The sequence below is a fragment of the Rhodanobacter sp. ANJX3 genome, assembly GCF_014200755.1.
Classification (GTDB): Bacteria; Pseudomonadota; Gammaproteobacteria; order Xanthomonadales; family Rhodanobacteraceae; genus Rhodanobacter.
This window is the reverse complement of sequence record NZ_JACHCM010000005.1, coordinates 166,596-187,477: the sequence shown is the minus strand read 5'-3', so window position 1 is coordinate 187,477 and position 20,882 is coordinate 166,596. Positions and strand designations below refer to the sequence as shown.

Sequence of the window (20,882 nt, the reverse complement as noted above, 5' to 3'; positions counted from 1 at the left end):
GCCGTTTCGTTATGCTAGCCGCTGCCCTTTCTGCATAGATCCACATCGATGCCGCGCATACTGGTGATCGAAGACGACGACGTGACCGCCCGTGAAATTGCCGCGGAACTGACCGGTCACGGCATCGACGTGGATCGCATCGCCGACGGCAGCGAAGGGCTGCTGCGCGCGGCCGACCCCTGCTACGACGCGATCACACTGGACATGATGCTGCCCGGCATGGACGGTCTGAGCGTGGTTACGCGCCTGCGCGCGCAGGGCGTGGCGACGCCGGTGCTGATGATCAGCGCGCTGTGCGACGTGGACGAGCGCGTGCGCGGCCTGCGTGCCGGCGGCGACGATTACCTGACCAAGCCGTTTGCGCCGGATGAGATGCTGGCGCGTGTCGAAGTGCTGTTGCGCAGGCACCGGCCGCAGACGCCGCAGACTGTGCTGACGGTCGCCGATCTTGAGCTGGATCTTGTGCGCCACGTGGCGCGTCGCGCCGGCAAGGAACTGTCGCTGCTGCCGACCGAGTTCAAGCTGCTCGAATTCCTGATGCGTAACGCCGGGCAGGTGCTGACCCGCACGATGATCTTCGAAACCGTATGGGGTTTTCATTTCGACCCCGGCACTAATCTGATCGATGTGCATATCGGCCGGCTGCGCCGTAAAATCGATACTGCAGGGCTGGCGCCGCTGATCCACACCGTGCGCGGCTCGGGGTACTGCCTTGCGCAGAATGACTGAACGATGGCGCTCCACTACGGCGCGCCTGATCATGATCTACGGCGTATTTTTTGCGCTGTGGGGCGGCGTGGTGATCGGCCTGATCTACTGGCAGGCGGCCAGCTATCTGGGCCGCGTATCGGATGAGCTGATCGGCCGCCAGGCGGCGTATTTTTCGATGCTCGACGAGCCGACGCGCCTGCGCGCGCTGAAGGACTACGACACCCTCGAAACGCGGCGGCTCAACGCGTGGGGCGAATTCGACGCGCGCGGAAATTACCTTTCCGGCACGATCACGGCGTTGCCATCGCATGTGCCGATCAACGGCGCTGTAGCCTTGCTGCCCGAAGGCGTTTCGCGCAACGACGTCAGTGGTAACGACCACGGTCGCGTGCGCGCGGCTGCCGTGCGTTTGCGCGACGGCCGCGTGCTGATGATTACGCGCGACACCAGTATCGTCGACCGTATCGGCACCATCGTTCTGCAGGCCCTGCTGTGGGGACTTTCGCTCACTGTCATACCCGGTTTTCTCGGCGGCTGGCTGCTCAGCCGCGGGCCGTGGCGCCGGGTGCATGCCATCCGCGACGCGACGTTGCCGATCATGCAGGGCAATCTGGCGCAGCGCCTGCCGGTCGGTCGCCGCGGCGACGAGTTGGACATGCTGGCCGGCATCGTCAATGCGATGCTCGACGAAATCGAACGCCTGCTCGGCGAAGTCAAAGGCGTGTGCGACAACATCGCGCACGATCTGCGCACACCGCTGACCCGGCTGCGTTCACGGCTGTACCGTCTGCAGCAGCAGTTCGGCGAAGGCAGCGAGGAGGCGGCGGCCATCGACGCCTGCATGATCGATACCGACGCGCTGCTCGATCGTTTTCGGGCGCTGCTGCGTATCTCCGAACTGGAAAACCAGCGCCGCCGCATCGGCTTCGACGAGGTCGATCTGGGCGAGATTCTGCGCGAAGTGCATGCTCTGTATCTGCCGCTGGCTGAGGATCGCGGCCAACAGCTGGCGCTGGAGCTGCCGGTGCTTCCGCTCATCCATGCGGATCGGCATCTGCTGCTGGAGGCATTGAGCAACCTGGTCGCCAACGCGATCAAGTTCACCCCCTCCGGCGGCCGGGTGGAAATCCGCGCACGGCCGGCCGATGATGGCCCGTGGGTCGATGTCGTCGACAGCGGGCCGGGCATTCCCCCGGATCAGCGCGATGCGGTGATTCGTCGCTTCTACCGCACCGAAAGCAGCCGTAGCACCCCCGGCTCGGGGCTGGGATTGAGCATCGTCAGCGCGATCGCGCGGCTGCACGGCTACACGCTGGAAATCGCCGGCAGCGACCGGGGCGCTCAGCTGAGCCTGCACTGCCGCGCGGCTCGGGCGGTATAAGAGCCTGTTCACGATCTCCGCGTGCCGAGTCGGCAAGGGCCATTCGTAACGCTTTTCGCACCGTCGCATGAAAATATCTTCATGCCCGGAATCGCGGTGTAAAAGGCGCCGCGTGGCAAAATTCGCTGCTACGCAACATTTCCGCGGGATACTCCATGCAGGCCCTCGTCCGGATCGCGCTGTCGCGACCCTACACCTTCGTCGTTCTGGCGCTGTTGATCCTGATCATCGGCCCGCTGTCGGCGATGCGCACGCCGACCGACATTTTTCCGGACATCAACATCCCGGTGATCGCGGTGGTATGGCAGTACACCGGCCTGCCGCCGGACCAGATGGAAGGCCGAATCACCTCGCCGTACGAGCGCGTGCTGACCACCACGGTCAATGACGTCGAGCACATCGAGTCCAAGTCGATCGCCGGCTTCGGCATCGTCAAGATCTTTTTCCAGCCGACCGTCAACGTGGCCACGGCCAACGCGCAGGTTACCGCCGTATCGCAGACGCTGCTGCGTCAGCTGCCCGCCGGCACCAATCCGCCGCTGATTCTCAACTACAGCGCATCGACCGTGCCGATCATCCAGCTGGCGCTGTCGGGCAAGGGCCTGAGCGAACAGAACCTGGGCGATCTGGCGCTCAACATCCTGCGTCCGCAGCTGGTGTCGGTGGCCGGTGCGGCGGTGCCCTATCCCTACGGCGGCAAGACCCGTCAGGTGCAGATCGACGTCGATCCGTCCGCGCTGCAGGCGCGAGGACTGTCGGCCAACGATGTAGCCAACGCGCTGGCGGCGCAGAACCTGATCACGCCGGTGGGCACGCAGAAGATCGGCGATTTCGAATACACGCTGCAGCTCAACAACGCGCCCGACGAGCTGCAGGGGCTGGCCGACCTGCCGGTCAAGACTGTCAACGGCACCACCATCTATATCCGCGACGTGGCGCACGTGCTCGACGGCGCGCCGCCGCAAACCAATATCGTGCACGTCGACGGCGGCCGCTCGGTGCTGATGAGCGTGCTGAAGAACGGTTCGGCCTCGACGCTGGCCATCGTCGCCGGTATTCGGCAGCGGCTGGAAGATGCCAAGGCGACGCTGCCGGACAACCTCAAGATCGCGCCGATCGGCGATCAGTCGATCTTCGTGCGCGCCGCGATCTCCGGCGTTGCGCGCGAGGGCATCATCGCCGCGGCGTTGACCAGCCTGATGATTCTGCTGTTCCTCGGCAGCTGGCGCTCGACGGTGATCATTGCGGTGTCGATTCCGCTGGCGATTCTCTCCTCCATCGCGGCGCTGTCGGCCATCGGCGAAACGCTGAACATCATGACCCTGGGCGGTCTGGCGCTGGCGGTGGGCATCCTGGTCGACGATGCCACAGTGACCATCGAAAACATCAACTGGCATCTGGAGCAGGGCAAGCAGGTCGAGCAGTCGATCCTCGATGGCGCCCAGCAGATCGTCACGCCGGCCTTCGTGTCGCTGCTGTGCATCTGCATCGTGTTCGTGCCGATGTTCTTTCTCGAAGGCGTGGCGCGCTTCCTGTTCGTGCCGATGGCCGAGTCGGTGATCTTCGCCATGATCGCCTCGTTCATCCTGTCGCGCACCCTAGTGCCGACGATGGCCAAATACTTGTTGCATCCGCACGTCGATGCCGACGGCAAACACGAAGAGGTCAAGCCGACGCGCAATCCGCTGGTGCGCTTCCAGCGTGCGTTCGAAGCCCGCTTCGAAAAGGTACGCGCCAGCTACCACGGCCTGCTGGCGCTGGCGATGGAGCATCGGCGCCTGTTCGTGACCGGTTTCATGGTCTTCGTGGTGCTGTCGTTCGCACTGGTGCCGACGCTGGGCCGCAACTTCTTTCCCGATGTGGACGCAGGCCAGATCCTGATGCACGTGCGCGCACCGGTCGGCACGCGCCTGGAGCAGAGCGCGCAGCTGTTCGCGCAGATCCAGCGCAGCGTCAAGCGCATCATCCCCGCCGAGGAGCTGGGCACAGTGGTCGACAACATCGGCCTGTCGAACTCCGGTATCAACAACACGTACAACAACACCGGCACCATCGGCGAGCAGGACGGCGATATTCAGATCGCGCTGAATGAGGGACACCACCCGACCGCGGACTACGTACGCCAGATGCGCGAGAAACTGCCGCACGAGTTCCCGGGCGTGACGTTCTCCTTTCCGCCGGCCGATATCGTCAGCCAGATCCTGAACTTCGGTTCGCCGGCACCGATTGCGTTGCAGATCCGCGGCCCGAAACTGCCGGCCAACTTCAAGTACGCCGACACGCTGCTGCGCGAGATCAAGCGGATCCCCGGCATCGCCGATGCGCGCATCCAGGAGTCGCAGGCAAGCCCCGGCTTCAAGATCGACATGGATCGCACGCAGGCACAACTGCTCGGCATTACCGCGCGCGACGTCACCAACAGTCTGGTGGTGAATCTGGCCGGCTCCAGCCAGGTGGCACCGACGTTCTGGCTCAATCCGCAAAACGACATCTCCTATCCGATCGTGCTGCAGACGCCGCAATATTCGCTCGATTCCCTGGCCTCGCTGCGCAACCTGTCGATCACCGGCAGCAACGGCAATTCGCAGGTGCTCGGCGGCCTCGCCACGGTAAGCCGGCAGGCCACCAACGCAGTCGTCGATCAGTACAACATTCAGCCGGTGGTGCAGATCTTCGCCACCACCCAGGATCGCGACCTCGGCGGCGTCTCGGCCGATATCCAGAAAGTCATCGCCGCGCACGACAAGGAGCTGCCCAAAGGCTCGCACGTCGAGCTGCTCGGTCAGGTCAAGACAATGAACAGCGCGTTTTCCGGCCTGCTGTTCGGCCTGCTCGGCGCGCTGGTGCTGATCTACTTGCTGATCGTGGTGAACTTCCAGTCGTGGGCCGATCCGTTCGTCATCATTACCGCCTTGCCTGCGGCGCTGGCTGGCATCATCTGGATGTTGTTCGTCACGCATACCGCGCTGTCGGTGCCGGCGCTCACCGGTGCCATCATGTGCATGGGCGTGGCGACGGCCAACTCGATCCTGGTGGTGAGCTTCTGTCGCGAGCGCCTGCACGATCACGGCAATGCGCTGGATGCGGCACTGGAAGGCGGTTTTGTGCGCTTCCGCCCGGTGCTGATGACCGCGCTGGCGATGATCATCGGCATGGCGCCCATGGCGCTCGGCCTCGGCGAGGGCGGCGAACAGAACGCGCCGCTCGGTCGCGCGGTGATCGGCGGCCTGATTTTCGCGACAACCGCGACCCTCCTTTTCGTGCCCGTGGTGTTCAGCATGATCCACGCGCGCTATGTCCATAAACCCGATCCCCACAAACCCGATCCGGCGCCAGCTTCCGGAGAGCCTGCCCATGTCTGATACAAGCCGGTCCGAGTCGAACTCAACCTTTCCCACGCCCAAGCCGCCGTCGCGTCGAGGGGTTCGCATAGCCGGCGTGATCGCGCTGGTGGTGATCGTCGTCGTCGTGATTCTCGGCCTCGCCACGCGCGTGTTCGAAGCCAAGCATCTAAAGACCTGGACCGACGAGCAGAACGTGCCGACCGTGAACGTCGCCGCGCCCGAGCAAAAGGGTGCCGGTGCACCGCTGCAGCTGCCCGGCCGCATCGAGGCGTATACGCAGGCGCCGATGTATGCGCGCACCGGCGGTTACCTCAAGTCGTGGAAAGTCGATATCGGCGGCAAGGTCAAGGCCGGCCAACTGCTCGCCGAGATCGAAACGCCCGATCTGGATCAGCAGCTGCTGCAGGCCAAGGCCGACCTGGCCAGCGCGCAGGCGAACGAGTCGCTGGCGGCAACGACCGCCAAACGCTGGCAGGCGATGCTGGCCTCCGATTCGGTAGCCAAGCAGGAGGTGGACGAAAAAACCGGCGACTACACCGCCAAGCGTGCGCTGGCCAATGCGGCCAAGGCCAATGTCGATCGCATCGAGGCGACCAAGGGCTACGCGCGCATCGTGGCGCCATTCGACGGCGTGGTCACCGCGCGCAATACCGACGTCGGCGCATTGATCAACGAAGGCAGCAGCGGCGGCGGTCAGCCGCTGTTCGTGGTGTCCGACGTCAGCAAACTGCGCGTTTACGTCCAGGTGCCGCAGGCTTTTGTGCCATCCATTCCGGCTGGCGCCACCGCGCAGCTGACCGTACCGGAATATCCCGGTCGCACGTTTACGGCCAAGGTCGACGCGTCGGCGCAGGCGGTCAACGCCAGCTCGGGCAGCACCTTGCTGCAGCTGTCGGTCGACAACGCCGACGGCAAGCTGATGCCGGGTAGTTTCACCAACGTGCAGTTCAAGCTCGATGCCAATGCGGCCGGCCTGCGCGTGCCGGCCAGCGCGCTGATCTTCAATGCCAGCGGCCTGCATCTGGCGACGGTGGGTAGCGACAACAAAGTCACCTTCAAGACGGTGACGATCCAGCACGACTACGGCAAGACGGTGGAAATCGGTTCGGGCATCAGCGCCAACGATCGCGTAATCGACAGTCCGCCCGATGGGCTGGTCGATGGCGACCAGGTGAAGATTGCCCAGCCGCAGGCCAAGGACAAGCCCGATGCCAAAGCCTGAGATGTCGGGCCGCAACCGCACCGTGCGTTCGGCCGTGGCTTTGCGCTGCCTGCCGCTGGCGATTGTCTTAGCGTTGGCCGGCTGCTCGCTGGCGCCGCCATACAAAACCCCGGCCGTGCCCGTTGCGCCGTCTTACCGGAACGCACCTGCCGACAGCGGCATGTGGCAGGCCGCGCAGCCGTCCGATCAGCTGCCGCGCGATCGCTGGTGGCAGCTGTATCACGATGCCCAGCTCGATCGGCTGCAGCAGCGCCTGCTGACCAGCAATGCCGACATCGCCGCCGCGCTGGCGCATTACCGCCAGGCACAGGCGTTCGATCTGCAGTCGCGCTCGGCGCTGTTTCCCACCGTCAGCACCAATGCCAACGGTCAGCGCGATCGCGAGTCGGATACCAAGCCGCTGCGCGGCGCCACCTCGCCGGCGGACTACAACTCGTTCACTGTCGGCGCCGAAGCCGATTACGAGCTGGATCTGTGGGGCCGCATCCGCAACACGGTCGAGGCGAGCAAGGCCGAGACGCTGGCATCGGCCGCCGACCTGGCCTCGGCTCAGCTGAGCCTACAGGCGCAGCTCGCCGACAATTACATCCAGCTGCGCGGTCTCGATCAGCAGATAGCGCTGTTCCAGCAAAGCATCGATGCCTATCAGAAAGCGCTGAAACTGACCCAGACTCTGCACACCGGTGGCATCGTGTCGGGCTTAGACGTGGCGCGTGCGCAGTCGCAGCTTTCCACGGCAAAATCGCTGTGGTCGCAGGCGCAGGCGCAGCGTGCGCTGATCCAGGACGCCATCGCAGTATTGGTCGGCGAATCGGCCAGCACGTTCGAGCTTGCCGCGCAGACCGACACCATCGACCTGCCGCCGGTGCCGACCGGCGTGCCGAGCACCTTGCTGCAGCGTCGTCCGGATATCGCCGCGGCCGAACGCCGCGTGGCCGAAGCGAACGCGCGTATCGGCATTGCGCGCGCCGCCTATTTCCCGTCGCTGACGCTCAGCGCACAGGGCGGTTTCCAGAGCGCGCAATATCCGGGTCTGCTCACTGCGCCCAATCATTTCTGGGCCATCGGACCGTCGCTGTTCGAGACGATTTTCGACGGCGGCAAGCGCAAGGCTGGCGTGCGTGCGGCCAAGGCGGCCACCGATGAAGCCGGCGCGCGTTATCGTAGCGTGGCGCTCAATGCGTTCGCACAAGTCGAGGACAACCTCGCCCAGATCGATCATATCGGCGTCGCCCGCACCGATCAGAAAAACGCTGCCGACGCGGCGCAGCACTCGGTCGATCTGTCGATGGACCGCTACAAAGAGGGCGCCGTCGGCTATCTCGACGTGGTGCAGGCTCAGACCACCGCACTCGATGCCCAGCGCAGTCTGCTCGGCCTCAACACCAACCAGCTGCGCGCCAGCGTACAGCTGATCAAGGCGCTGGGCGGAGGCTGGTCGACGGATCGGCTGTCCACCGTCACGCATTAAGGTTCATGATGCATGTCGAGTCTTGTGGTCGCGATGCGATCGTTCAGGCCGACATGCATGACTGCGGGTGAAAGTATCGGGTGGGGCCTCAAGCGGCATGCCTCTTGCATGATTCTTTTGCATGATTCCAGAGCGTCGCCGTGCCCGGATCGGACGTTGCCGTTATCTTTCGGGATCCACCGGGGCTTGCGGTCGACGATTTGCCGATTGGACCGCAAACCAAGCAGGCAGCGTCATGAATTTTTTGCCAGGAATAGATTCCATCCATGTCTGAGCACAAACCGCCTTCAAAAAAACCGGCTAGCCGGGTCGACTGGAGCGAGCCGCATCTTGAGGCCTTGCTGAAAAAGACCGAAGGCTGGCTGTTGGACAACCGCGGCAGCTTTTTGCCGCAGGACATTGAAGTCCGGATAGGCTGGGTCGACACCATGACCAGCAGCAGCGTCGACAGCGCCCGACCAGGCTCGCTGGTGTGGGAGCATGATCAGGTGATGGTGATCGAGACGAATTTCACGATCGAGCAGGGTGAGCTTATTCGTATCGAAAGAATGGCGGGCGCGAGCGTGCAAACGGTGTGCGGCACCTTGATCGAAAGTCGGCCTGGCAAGCGAGTCAACGATGTCGAAAAAGGTATCCATCTTCATTGGGTGAATATGCGCTGATTCGTCGCCTGGATCGCCATCCGGCAATCAGACGATGGGGAGACAGCCGCCGGTCGAAAGATTCGGTTGGGCCGATGCGGTACGGTCGTTCGGACCGATGCTCGGCCGATACCTCAGCGATGCGAGCTCGCCCCTCGTCCCAGCGCAATACCCTTCAATACGTTGAGCGCCTGCGACAGCGCATAGTCGCCGGTGGCGAGTTTGGCGTCGTCGGCGCTGCCGTCGTCATTGATGTCGCCGCCGGCGTTCTTGTTCTCGTTGGCCAGATGGTTGGGCAGATCGGATTCGGAATTGATCAGCGCGGCCGGGCTGTCGGCCTTCTTCACGGTGAGATCGGCCAGCGCGATATCCGGCTTGATGCCTTCGGCCTGAATCGAGGTGCCGTTGGGCGTGTAGTAGCGCGCCGTGGTGATCTTGACTGCATGATCGGCGTCCAGCGGCAATACGGTCTGCACCACGCCCTTGCCGAAGGTGCGCTGGCCCATCAGCAGCGCGCGATGGTTGTCCTTCAGGGCGCCGGAAACGATTTCCGCAGCCGAGGCGGTGCCGTTGTTGGTGAGCACGATCATCGGCGCGCCGTTGAGCAGATCGCCCGGATGCGCGCTGAAACTCATATTGGAATCCTGCAGCCGGCCGCGCGTGCTGACGATCACACCGCTGTCGAGGAAGTCGTCGCTGACCGCTACCGCGGCCGTGAGCAGGCCGCCGGGATTGTTGCGCAGGTCGAGCACGGCGCCTTTCTGCGGGCCGTTTTTCTTGATCAGTTCGCCCAGCTTCTTGTCGAGATCTTCGCCGGTATCGTCCTGGAACTGGCTGATGCGGATGTACGCATAGCCAGGCTCCAGTTCGCGCACCTTGACGCTGCTGACCGCGATGTTTTCGCGCACCAGGTGCAGATCGATCAGCTTGTCGCTCTTCGCATGCACGATGGTCAGCTCGATCTTGCTGCCGGGCTTGCCGCGCAGCTTGGCGTACATGTCGTCGATGTTTTCCGAGTTGATCACGGTGCCGTCGATCTTGACGATGGTGTCGCCGGCCTGGATACCGGCGCGCGAGGCGGGCGTGTCGTCGATCGGCGAGACGATGCGCAGCACGTCGCCGTCCTGCAGCACCTCGATGCCGAGGCCGCTGTACTGGCCGGTGGTATCCTCGTTGAGCTGGGCCAGGCCATCCTTGTCGAGGTATTCGCTGTGCGGATCGAGTCCGCTGAGCATGCCGGTGATCGCCGCCTTCATCAGCGTCTTGTTGTCGACCTTTTCTACGTACGCCTGTTTCACCACCTCGTAGACGCGGCTGAAGTTGCGAATGTCGTCGAGATCGACCTGATCGGCACCGGCGGAGCTGGCGCTGGCCGGCGTCGCCGCGGTGCCGGCCGATGCCGGAATGTCGGCAGGCGCGACGCTGGACGATGCGGCGGGCGCGGTCTGCGACTGCGCAAACGGTAGCGCGAGCAGCAGCGGCAGTGAGGTCAGCAGAGCGATCTGGCGGCGAAGCGGACGACGCATGGAATGACTTCCTGTAACCATTAACGATGAAGCGAGGACACGCCGCGCCGTAGCGCGACGAAAGAGGTTGGAGGACGGTACCGCCAGGCGTGTGACAACCGAATGCCGGCGTAATTCATCCTCCGCACGATGCTAGCCTGCGTCGCCATGCCGGCGGCGTCAACGGCGCTGGCTCAGCCAACTGCGCGGGTCCACCGGCTGGTTGTCGCGGCGCAGTTCGAAGTACACGCCGGTATTGACGCCGGTGGTCGGGCTGGCGGTGCCGATCGCGGCGCCCGCTTCGACCTGATCGCCCACGCCGTGCAGCAGGGTTTCGTTGTTGCCGTACATGCTGAGCCAGCCGTTGCCGTGGTTGACGATCAGCAGCATGCCGTATCCGCGCAGAAAGCCGGCGTAGATCACCTTGCCGCGCGCCACCGCGTGCACTTCGCTGCCGCCGGCCGCCTTGATCAGCACGCCGTTGCCGAAGGTATTGACCACACCCGCGGCCGGCCATGGCAGATTGCCGCGGATATTGGCGCTGGCCTTGCCGACGTCGATCGGCGGTGGCGGTGCATTCTTGCCCGGGTGGTTGCGGCGTGCCGCTTCGCGCGCGGCGGCGGCCTGCGCCTGGGCTTCGCGCGCGGCATCGTCGATGGCTTTCTGCAGCTTGGCGACCAGTTCGTTCAACGCCTGCGCGTTCTGCTTCAGTGCGGCCAGCTTCTGCGCCTGATCCTTGTATTGCGCGTCGGTGTCGGCCGCCAGCTTCTGTTGGGCGAGGCGCTGCTGCGCCAGCGTCTTGGCCTGCTGCTGGCGCCGATCGCGGGTGGCCTCCAGTGACTGCTGCTCGGCGGTGATGGCGGTCTGTAGTTCCTGCAGCTTGGCCAGGTCGGCCATCAGCTGCTGTACGCGCTGCACGCGATCCTGCTGGAAATACTTCGAATACATCAGTGCGCGGGAAATCTGCGCCACGTCCTCATCGCCCAGCAGCAGGCGCAGGTCCGAACCCTGGCCCAGCGCGTAGGTGGCGCGCAGCAGTTCGCCGATCGCCGCGTGCTGGCTGTCCAGACTTTGCTTCAGCGTGGCCTGCTGCTGCTGCAGATCATCGAGCTGCTTTTGCTTGGCGGCCAGCTCGGTATCGGTCTGATGCACCGCGCGCGCGGCCGTCGCCAGCGCGGCGGCCTGTTTGGCCAGCTCGGCATTGGCGCTGTCGCGGCGCGCGGCCGTGTCGGCCTGCTGCTTGGCGAGCGCATTCATCTTGGCTTGGATATCGGCCAGCTTTTGCTTGGCGTCCGCCTGCTCGCTGCCGCTCTTGCTATCCTGCCGCGCCTGCGCCGAGGAGGCGACCAGCGCACAGCCCAGCGCGACGGCGACCAGCAGTCCACGGATGAGGGGTTGGGGTGCAAGCGGTCGGGCGAGGCGGGCAGTTGGAGGCATCCGGCAATTATCACCGAGCCGGGGATGTGTAGCGAGCCGCCTGACGAATCGGTGCCGTCAAGCGGGTATGGCCGTACAGGCCGCACCCGCGAAGGGTTGGCGCTGTTGTTAAACAAACGTAGCAGCGCCCAGGCCGTGCGGGCGGCTGTGGTGCGCAGGCCCGTCGCTTCGGCAACGTGCCGCGGCTGCCGTATGGCCGTCCAAATGCTTTGACGCTTCGCAACAAGTGTGTTTTAGTCGGGGCAACTCCGTTCGCAGCCAAGGCGCCATCACCTCGCCGGCTTCGTGCGCTCAATCATTCCATCTGCCGCGGAGGCCCGATGGCGCAGTCAATCTCCACCACGTTGTACGACCCGGCTTTCGAACACGACAGCTGTGGGTTCGGTCTGGTCGCGCAAGTCGACGGCCACGCCAGCGCGTGGGTGGTCGATACGGCATTCGAAGCGCTGGCCAAACTGTCGCATCGCGGCGGCGTCAACGCCGACGGCATCAGCGGCGACGGTTGCGGTGTACTGATTCATACGCCGGCACCGTGGCTGCGCGCGCTGGCCGAGGAGGCCGGCATTGCGCTGACCGAACGCTTTGCCGCCGGCCTGGTGTTTCTCGATCCTGCCGGCAGCGACGGCAGCGCGGTGCTGGAAAATTATCTGTTCGAAGAAGGCCTCAGCGTGGCCGGCTGGCGCGAGCTGGCGGTCAACGCGGATGCCTGTGGCCCGATGGCGTTTTCGAGCTGCCCGCGCATGCGGCAGGTCTTCGTCAATGTTGCCGACGGCATGGACGACGAAAAGTTCGAGCGTGCGCTGTTTCGCGCCCGGCGTCGCGCCGAAACGGCATTGCAGGACGATCCGTCGTTCTATGTGGTGACGCTCTCCTCGCATGTGATCGGCTACAAGGCGATGGCCGCGCCCGGTCATCTGCGCGAGGTCTTTGCCGATCTTCGCCACCCCGCGCTGGTCAGCGATGCGGTGGTCTTTCATCAGCGCTTTTCCACCAACACCTCGCCGCAGTGGCGTCTGGCGCAGCCGTTTCGTTTGCTGGCGCACAACGGCGAAATCAACACCATTCGCGGCAACCGCCGCTGGATGCAGGCGCGCGAAGCGATCCTGCATTCGCCGCTGGTCGACCTGAGCGACATCGGTCCGCTCGTGCGTCAGATCGGCTCGGATTCGGAGAGCCTGGACAACGCGCTGGAAGTGTTGCTCGCCGGTGGCCTGGACATGCTTACCGCGATGCGCGTGCTGGTGCCGCCGGCCTACGCCGCGCGCGAGGACATGGACGAAGATCTCGCGGCGTTCTACGAGTATTACGCGCTGCACATGGAGCCGTGGGACGGCCCCGCGGGTCTGGTGATGTGCGGCAGTCATTACGCTGCGTGTGCGCTGGATCGCAACGGCCTGCGCCCGGCGCGCTGGGCGCTGTCGGATGACAATCATCTGATCGTGGCTTCCGAAGCCGGTTTGTGGGACATGCCTGCTTCGAAAGTCGTCGGCAAGGGTCGGCTCGGGCCGGGCCAGATGCTGGCAGTGGATTTTCGCGCCGGCAAATTGTTGTTCGACGCCGACATCGACGCGATCAACCGCAAGCGCGCGCCGTTCCAGCAGTGGTTGCGCGAAGGCATCACCTACCTCGAATCCGACCTGATCGATCCCAGTCTGGCGGCCGAGCCGCTGCCGACCAACGAGCTGCATCGTTGGCAGAAGCTTTACGGGCTCACGCGCGAAGAGCGCGAAACCGTGCTCAAGGTGCTCGCCGAAACCGAGGCCGAGCCGACCGGTTCGATGGGCGACGACACGCCGATGGCGGCGATGTCGCGTCAGGTGCGGCCGCTGTTCGATCGTTTCCGCGAAGCCTTTGCGCAGGTCACCAATCCGCCGATCGATCCGCTGCGCGAGCTGCTGGTAATGTCGCTGATGACGCAGATCGGCGCCGAGGGAAACATCTTCGAGCTGTCGGCGAAAAACGCCAAACAGATCCTGCTCAATTCGCCGATCTGCTCGCAGCGCAAGCTGCGTCAGATTCTGGCGCTGCCGCAGTACGTCGACGGCACCGTACAGGTCGATCTTTGTTATCCGCCCAGCGAAGGGCTCGAAGCGGCGCTGCGGCGCTTTTGTCGCGAGGCAGAAGCCCGCGTGCGCGGCGGCGCGGGCATCGTCTTCATCACCGATCGCTACCCGAATAAAAAAACCTTGCCGGCGCATGCGCTGCTCGCTGTCGGCGCCATCCACGCGCACCTGACCGAAAGCGGCCTGCGCTGCCAGTGCAACCTGCTGGTCGAGACAGCTACCGCGCGCGACGCGCATCAGTTCGCCTGCCTGATCGGATTCGGCGCCACCGCGATTTATCCGTGGCTGGCGTATCAGAGTCTGTTCGAACTGGGTCGCGACGGGCATATTCATCATGGCGACAACAACCAGCGCGAAATCGGCCGCAGCTATCGACGCGGCATTCGCAAAGGCCTGCTGAAAATCCTCTCGAAAATGGGCATCTCTACCGTCGCGGGCTATCGCGGCTCCCAGCTGTTCGAGATCATCGGGCTGGCGCCGGAAGTGGTCGCGCTGTGCTTCCCCGGCACGCCGTCGCGCGTCGGCGGCGCGGGTTTTGCGGAGCTGCAGAACGATCAGCGCCTGCTCGCGGCCGAAGCGTGGAATGAGGCCAAGCCGCTTCACGCCGGCGGACTGTACAAGTTTGTCTACGGCGGCGAGTACCACATGTACAACCCCGACGTGATCGACACCTTGCAGCACGCGGTGCGTACGGGCGAGATGGCCGACTATCGCCGCTACGCGCAGCAGGTCGATTCGCGGCCGCCGTCGGCGCTGCGCGATCTGCTGTTGCCGCATGGGATGGGCGAGCCGATTCCGCTAGACGAGGTCGAACCGGTCGAGGCCATCCTCAAGCGCTTCGATTCCGCCGGCATGTCACTTGGCGCGCTGTCACCCGAGGCGCATGAGGCGCTGGCCACCGCGATGAATCGTCTCGGCGGCCGCAGCAATTCCGGTGAGGGCGGCGAAGATCCCGCGCGCTACGGCACCGAGCGCATGTCCAAGATCAAGCAGGTGGCCTCGGGCCGCTTCGGCGTTACGCCGACGTACCTGATCAATGCCGAAGTGCTGCAGATCAAGATCGCGCAGGGCGCCAAGCCCGGCGAGGGCGGCCAGCTGCCCGGTCACAAGGTGGATGCGACGATCGCGCGACTGCGCTTCGCCAAGCCCGGCATCGGCTTGATTTCGCCGCCACCGCATCACGACATCTATTCGATCGAGGATCTGGCCCAGCTGATTCACGATCTTAAGGAAGTGAATCCGACCGCGCTGATTTCGGTAAAGCTGGTCTCGCACGCGGGCGTCGGCACCGTCGCCGCCGGCGTGGTGAAAGCGGGCGCGGATCTGATCACCATTTCCGGTCATGACGGCGGCACCGGCGCCAGCCCGCTCACCTCGATCAAGTACGCCGGCACGCCGTGGGAACTGGGCATGGCCGAAGTGCAGCAGACGCTGCGCCGCAACGGCCTGCGTGGCCGCGTGCGCCTGCAGACCGACGGTGGCCTGAAGACCGGACTCGACGTGATCAAGGCGGCGATGCTGGGCGCTGAAAGCTACGGTTTCGGCACCGGCCCGATGGTCGCGCTGGGCTGCAAGTACCTACGCATCTGCCATCTGAACAACTGCGCCACCGGCGTGGCTACGCAGAACGAGCGGCTTCGCAAGGATCACTTCATCGGCCTGCCGCAGATGGTGATGAACTACTTCCGCTTCGTCGCCGAAGACGTGCGCCTGCACATGGCCGCGCTCGGCGTGCGCACGCTGGGCGAACTGGTCGGCCGCAGCGATCTGCTGACCCAGGCCGAGGGCAGCACGCCGGTGCAGCGTCAGCTCGATCTGTCACGGCTGATTTCCAGCGATGGACTCGGCGTCGAGGTGGACAGCGCCTGCGTGATGGCGCGCAACCCGATGCGCGATCCGGCCGCGCTCGCCTCGCGCATCAGCGCCGACGCCGACGAGGCCATCACCAGCGGGTACAGCGCGACCTTCAGTTATGCCATCGCCAATACCGATCGCGCGATCGGTGCGCGGCTGTCGGGCGACATCGCGCGCCTCTACGGCGACCACGGCATGGACGCCACGCCGATCACCCTGAAGCTGGAAGGTGCCGCCGGTCAGAGCCTGGGCGCGTGGAACGCGGGCGGCGTGCAGATCGAGCTCACCGGCGAAGCCAACGACGGCGTCGGCAAGGGCATGACCGGCGGACGCATCATCGTGCGGCCACCGCCGGAGTCGCCGTTCGCCAGCCAGGACGCCTCGATTCTCGGCAATACCTGCCTGTACGGTGCGACCGGCGGCGAGCTGTTCGCGGCCGGTCGCGCGGGCGAGCGCTTCGGCGTGCGCAACTCCGGCGCGCTGGCGGTGATCGAAGGCGCCGGCGACCACTGCTGCGAATACATGACCGGCGGCGTCGTCGCCGTGCTCGGCGCGTGCGGCCTGAATTTCGGCGCGGGCATGACCGGTGGCTTCGCCTACGTGCTCGATCTGCAGCGCACGTTCGTCGACTGCTACAACCACGAGCTGGTCGACATCGTGCGCATTTCACCCGAGGGCATGGAGCATTACATGCAGCATCTGCGTGGGCTGATCGCGCAGCATGCCGAACACACCGGCAGCGCCTGGGCCCGACATTTGCTGGGCGATTTCCGCGGCCTGCTGCAGCGCTTCTGGCTGGTCAAGCCGAAAGCGGCCAGCCTGGCCGCCTTGGCCGACGAACTGCGGAGAGCCGCGTGAGCCATAAGCTATTCCGTTTCATGGATCTGCCGCGACAGCCGCCGCGCTACGTGCCGGTGGCCATTCGCGTGCTCGGCTACGGCGAGATCAGCGGCGACTTCGCCTCGACTGAAGCCAGCGCGCAGGCCGGGCGCTGCATCGACTGCGGCAACCCGTACTGCGAAAACGCCTGCCCGGTGCACAACTACATTCCGAACTGGCTGAAGCTCGTCGAAGAAGGCCGCCTGTTCGAAGCCGCCACGCTGATGCATGAGACCAACCCGCTGCCGGAAATCTGTGGCCGCGTCTGCCCGCAGGATCGCCTGTGCGAAGGTGCCTGCACGCTGGAGCAGGGCGACTTCGGCGCGGTGACCATCGGCAGCATCGAGCGCTCGATCACCGACGAGGCGTTTCGCCAGGGCTGGCGGCCGGATCTGTCGCACGTGGTCGAAAGCGGTCGTCGTGTCGCGGTCGTCGGTGCCGGGCCCGCCGGGCTGGCCTGCGCCGATCGGCTGCGCCGTGCCGGCATCGCCGCCGACGTGTTCGATCGCCAGCGCGAAATCGGCGGCCTGCTGACGTTCGGCATTCCGCCGTTCAAGCTCGACAAGAGCGTGGTGCGCACGCGTCGCGACGTGCTCGAAGGCATGGGCGTGCAGTTTCATCTCGGTGTGGAGATCGGTCGCGATATCGCGTTCGAGCAACTGCTCGCCGACTACGACGCCGTATTCATCGGCACCGGCGCCTATACCTTCGTCGATGGCCAGCTGCCCGGCGCCGAGCTCGACGGCGTGCATTACGCGCTGCCGTTCCTGATCGCCAACGTCGATCGCCTGATCGACGAGCAGCCGGTGCCGGCCGCCCTCGACCTCAACGGCAAGCATGTCGTGGTGCTGGGCGGCGGCGATACCGGCATGGACTGCAACCGCACCGCGATTCGTCTCGGCGCGGCCTCGGTGACCTGTGTCTACCGCCGCGACGAAATGAGCATGCCCGGTTCGCGCCGCGAAGTCGGCTCCAGCCGCGACGAGGGCGTGCAGTTTCTGTTCAATCGCCAACCGACCGCATTGATCGGTGAAGGCAACAAGGTGTGTGCGGTGCAGGTCGTCACCACCGAACTCGTCGACGACGGCAAGGGCGGCGTGCAGCTGCGCAATGTGGAAGGCAGCGAGAAGGAGCTGCCTGCCGACGTGGTGATCCAGGCGTTCGGTTTTCGCGCCAGCCCGCCGGTGTGGTGCGACGCTTACGGCATCGAGCGCGATCGCAGTGGCCGTATCCTAGCCGGCCACGAGGGCCGGCTGCCGTTCCAGACCAGCCATCCGAAGGTCTTTGCCGGCGGCGACAACATGCGTGGCGCCGACCTGGTCGTGCGTGCGGTCTACGACGGGCGCGAAGCAGCCGGTTCGATCGCGCAGATGTTCAGTGAGCTGGAGCTGGCGGAAGTCGAATACGCCGTCTGACCGGATGTGGAACGTGCCTGCTCAGGCGGTGCTGGCGGTTAAGGTGATCGTGTCGAGCGTGAAACTTCCGTCCGCGGCCACGGCGAAATGCTCGCGCACTTCGGGTGGCGCATGGCGCTGCAGGCTGTGGATGGCGGCAACGTGTTCCGCGGCAGTCTTCGTGCGGGCGACCCAGTCGTCGAAGCGCAGCGGCAGCCGGCGGGGCGTGAGGCTTTCGATGGCAAAGCCGGCCTGCGCCAGTGCGGCGATCCATTCGGTCAAGCGGTAGTTGCGCACGTGAGAAATATCCCGCAACACCTCGATCGCCTGCAGGTAGGTATCGAGCAGGGGGTCCTCCGGCGCGATGACGTCGATGAATACCGCGCGCCCACCGGGCTTCAGCACCCGCCTTGCCTCCCGCAGTCCGTTATCCCGCTGTTGCCAGTGGTGCGTGGTGAAACGCGCAACCACGATATCGAAGCTGTCGTCGTCGAACGGCAGTCGCTCCGCCGGTGCCTGTTGCACCGTGATATTAGTCAGGCCCTGCTCGATCGCGGCGGCCTGCACGGTAGCAAGCATGCTAGCCGTAACGTCGCAAGCCATGACCTGATCGACCAGCGGTGCGGCGCGGTAGCTGACGTGCCCGCCGCCGCAGCCCAGGTCGAGCAGGCGCGCGGGTCGATGGTCTCTCAGCAGGCTTTCGATCTGGTCCAGATCGGCGCCCCGGCGGTGGACTTCGCTGGTCAGGTAATCGTTCGCGCGCGCGCTGTATTGTTCGGCGGCAAAAGAAGGTTGGGATGTGCTCACTATGAAGACCTCCATCGGGTGGTTCCAGGATTCTGCATCCGGCGCGCCGCTGGTGTAAGTTGCGTCATTATCCCGGTATGAAAACTTCCCCTCTCGACACGGCTGACGACGCGCGCCACCTGCTGGGCCGTTTTCTGCGCGCGCGCCGAGAGGCGATGCCATGGAGCGCAGCTGGCGCATCGGCCGTGTCCGCGCGGCGCCGCACGCCGGGTTGGCGCCGCGAGGAAGTCGCCGAGCGCGCCGCCATCAGCACCACCTGGTACACCTGGCTCGAACAGGGACGCGAGATGTCGCTGTCGGCATCCGCGCTGGCGCGTCTGGCCGATGTATTGCGGCTTTCCAGGGCTGAGCGTGCCTATCTGTTCGAGCTGGCGCGCCGCCGCGATCCGGCACCGCCGTCCATTGCCGACGACACGGCGGCAGCGCAGGCCTTGTGCGCCGCCGTCCATGCGATGCGCATGCCGGCCTATCTCCTGGATCGAACCTGGCGCCGCTGCGCCTGCAATCCCGCGGCGGCGGAGCTGTTCGCGCCATGGCTGGCCAGTGGCGAGCATTGTCTGCTGCGCTACGTGTTTCTCGATCACTCGGCGCGGAATTTCATTCGCGACTGGGACGAGCGCGCGGGTCGCCTGGTGGCCGAATTGCGCGCCGAAAGCGCGCTGTATCCCGACGATGCGGCGCTGGCCGGGCTGATTGCAGCGCTGCAGCGGGACAGCGCCGCCTTCGCCGATTTCTGGAGCCGACACGGCGTGCTGGCCCGCGAGGGCGGACTACGCACGTTCGACCATCCGCAGCGCGGGCTTGTCTCGTACGAGCAGATCACGTTGGTGCCGTCGTGCAGCCCCGATCACAAGCTCGTGCTTTTGATGGCGGTCGGCGATGTTTCCGGCAACGAACGTCGGCGGCCCTGACCGCATGCTCAACAGACTCTGGTTCGGTTTTTTCCTGGTCGCCGCAGTGGCGGCGCTGTCGCGCTGGCTGATCGGTGGCGACGAGACCGTGTTCGCCGCGGTGGTCGGCTCGCTGTTCGACATGGCCGATCTGTCGGTGAAGGTGATGCTGCTGCTGTTCGGCACGCTGGCGCTGTGGCTGGGCTTTCTCAATATCGCCGAGGATGCCGGGCTGGTCGAACGCACGGCACGCATGCTGGGTCCGCTGTTTTCGCGCCTGATGCCGGGCGTGCCGCGTGGCCATCCGGCGATCGGACTGATCACGATGAACTTCGCCGCGAACGCGCTGGGTCTGGACAACGCGGCCACGCCGATCGGCCTGCGCGCGATGCGCGAACTGCAGACGATCAACCCGTCGGCGGATACGGCCAGCAACGCGCAGATTCTCTTTCTCGTGCTGAATGCCTCGTCGCTGACACTGCTGCCGGTCACCGTATTCGTCTATCGCGCGCAGGCCGGCGCGCACGACCCGACCCTGGTGTTTCTGCCGATCCTGCTGGCGCACTTTGCGGCCAACCTCACCGGACTGTTGTCGGTCGCCTACATGCAGCGCCTGAAGCTGTGGGACCCGGTGGTGATCGCGTGGCTGGGCGGGGGCGCCTTGTTGCTCGGTGGTTTTATCGCGCTGCTGACCTCGCTCACCGCCATGGCCCTGGCATCGTTCTCGTCGCTGTTGGGCAACCTGATGCTGTTCGGCGTAATCCTCGTGTTTCTGTGCGCCGGTGCGTGGCGACGTGTGCCGCTGTTCGAAAGCTTCATCACCGGCGCAAAGCAGGGCTTCGACGTGGCGAAGGACATCTTGCCGTACATGATCGCGATGCTGTCCGCCGTCGGCGTGCTGCGCGCGTCGGGTGCGCTGGACTTCGTGCTGAACGGCATTCGCTGGCTGGTGCTGCATGCGGGCTTGGATGACCGTTTCGTCGATGCGCTGCCGACTGCCCTGGTCAAGCCGTTTTCCGGCAGCGCGGCGCGCGCGATGCTGATCGAGACGATTCATCACTCCGGCGTGGATAGCTTTCAGGCGCTGCTCGCGGCGGTGATCCAGGGCAGCACGGAGACGACGTTCTACGTGGTCGCCGTGTACTTCGGCGCGGTCGGCATCAAGCGCGTGCGGCACACCATCGGCTGTGCGCTGCTGGCCGATCTGGCCGGCGTGCTGGCGTCGATCGGCGTGTGTTACTGGTTTTTTGGAGCGATCAAATAATGCGGGTGCGTGAGTCTGC

At 65.1% G+C, this 20,882-nt stretch carries 13 protein-coding genes; 10 read left to right on the top strand and 3 right to left on the bottom strand.

Translation table 11 applies throughout. From position 1 onward, the window contains the following. Positions 1–48 precede the first annotated feature (48 nt). The 6 genes from HDE76_RS14920 (at position 49) to HDE76_RS14895 (ending at position 8,791) form a co-directional block, all read left to right on the top strand. Positions 49–729, top strand: a complete 681-nt coding sequence (locus tag HDE76_RS14920; protein ID WP_184508737.1) for a response regulator transcription factor — start codon at positions 49–51, stop codon at positions 727–729. Beyond that, a complete protein-coding gene (locus tag HDE76_RS14915; RefSeq protein ID WP_184508735.1) occupies positions 722–2,092 on the top strand; it encodes a HAMP domain-containing sensor histidine kinase in 1,371 nt (456 codons plus the stop codon). The genes HDE76_RS14920 and HDE76_RS14915 overlap by 8 nt, the downstream gene beginning before the upstream one ends. A 155-nt stretch (positions 2,093–2,247) precedes the next feature. Next, positions 2,248–5,454: an efflux RND transporter permease subunit gene (locus tag HDE76_RS14910; RefSeq protein WP_179478104.1), complete on the top strand. Its 3,207-nt coding sequence runs from the start codon at positions 2,248–2,250 to the stop codon at positions 5,452–5,454. Beyond that, positions 5,447–6,658, top strand: a complete 1,212-nt coding sequence (locus HDE76_RS14905; protein WP_218862164.1) for an efflux RND transporter periplasmic adaptor subunit — start codon at positions 5,447–5,449, stop codon at positions 6,656–6,658. The genes HDE76_RS14910 and HDE76_RS14905 overlap by 8 nt, the downstream gene beginning before the upstream one ends. Then, positions 6,645–8,129, top strand: coding sequence for an efflux transporter outer membrane subunit (locus tag HDE76_RS14900; RefSeq protein ID WP_255481617.1), 1,485 nt, complete (start codon positions 6,645–6,647; stop codon positions 8,127–8,129). The genes HDE76_RS14905 and HDE76_RS14900 overlap by 14 nt, the downstream gene beginning before the upstream one ends. 338 nt (positions 8,130–8,467) lie before the next feature. Further along, complete coding sequence (locus HDE76_RS14895; RefSeq protein ID WP_255481616.1) at positions 8,468–8,791, top strand: hypothetical protein; 324 nt, start codon at positions 8,468–8,470, stop codon at positions 8,789–8,791. A gap of 113 nt (positions 8,792–8,904) precedes the next feature. Here the strand turns inward: HDE76_RS14895 and HDE76_RS14890 are convergent, their stop codons facing one another. Both HDE76_RS14890 and HDE76_RS14885 read right to left on the bottom strand, forming a co-directional pair. After that, positions 8,905–10,296: a S41 family peptidase gene (locus HDE76_RS14890; RefSeq protein ID WP_184508730.1), complete on the bottom strand. Its 1,392-nt coding sequence runs from the start codon at positions 10,294–10,296 to the stop codon at positions 8,905–8,907. Positions 10,297–10,455: 159 nt separating this feature from the next. Next, the gene (locus HDE76_RS14885) at positions 10,456–11,712 is read right to left on the bottom strand and encodes a peptidoglycan DD-metalloendopeptidase family protein (RefSeq protein ID WP_184508727.1); all 1,257 of its coding nucleotides are present in this window, start codon (positions 11,710–11,712) and stop codon (positions 10,456–10,458) included. Positions 11,713–12,032: 320 nt separating this feature from the next. Here HDE76_RS14885 and gltB point away from each other — a divergent pair, with 320 nt between their 5' ends. Next, positions 12,033–16,487 carry a glutamate synthase large subunit gene (gltB, locus tag HDE76_RS14880; protein ID WP_184508725.1) on the top strand — a complete coding sequence of 1,485 codons (4,455 nt, stop codon included), beginning with the start codon at positions 12,033–12,035 and terminating at the stop codon, positions 16,485–16,487. After that, positions 16,484–17,923, top strand: coding sequence for a glutamate synthase subunit beta (locus tag HDE76_RS14875; RefSeq protein ID WP_184508723.1), 1,440 nt, complete (start codon positions 16,484–16,486; stop codon positions 17,921–17,923). Before gltB ends, HDE76_RS14875 begins: the two co-directional genes overlap by 4 nt. Positions 17,924–17,944: 21 nt before the next feature. On the opposite strand, the gene HDE76_RS14870 is transcribed toward HDE76_RS14875, so the two are convergent. Beyond that, complete coding sequence (locus HDE76_RS14870; RefSeq protein ID WP_221262431.1) at positions 17,945–18,889, bottom strand: methyltransferase domain-containing protein; 945 nt, start codon at positions 18,887–18,889, stop codon at positions 17,945–17,947. On the opposite strand from HDE76_RS14870, the gene HDE76_RS14865 reads away from it, so the two are divergent. Both HDE76_RS14865 and HDE76_RS14860 read left to right on the top strand, forming a co-directional pair. Further along, a complete protein-coding gene (locus HDE76_RS14865; RefSeq protein WP_184508719.1) occupies positions 18,787–19,620 on the top strand; it encodes a helix-turn-helix domain-containing protein in 834 nt (277 codons plus the stop codon). The genes HDE76_RS14870 and HDE76_RS14865 overlap by 103 nt on opposite strands. 4 nt (positions 19,621–19,624) lie before the next feature. Further along, complete coding sequence (locus HDE76_RS14860) at positions 19,625–20,863, top strand: spore maturation protein (protein ID WP_184508716.1); 1,239 nt, start codon at positions 19,625–19,627, stop codon at positions 20,861–20,863. Positions 20,864–20,882: the final 19 nt, after the last annotated feature.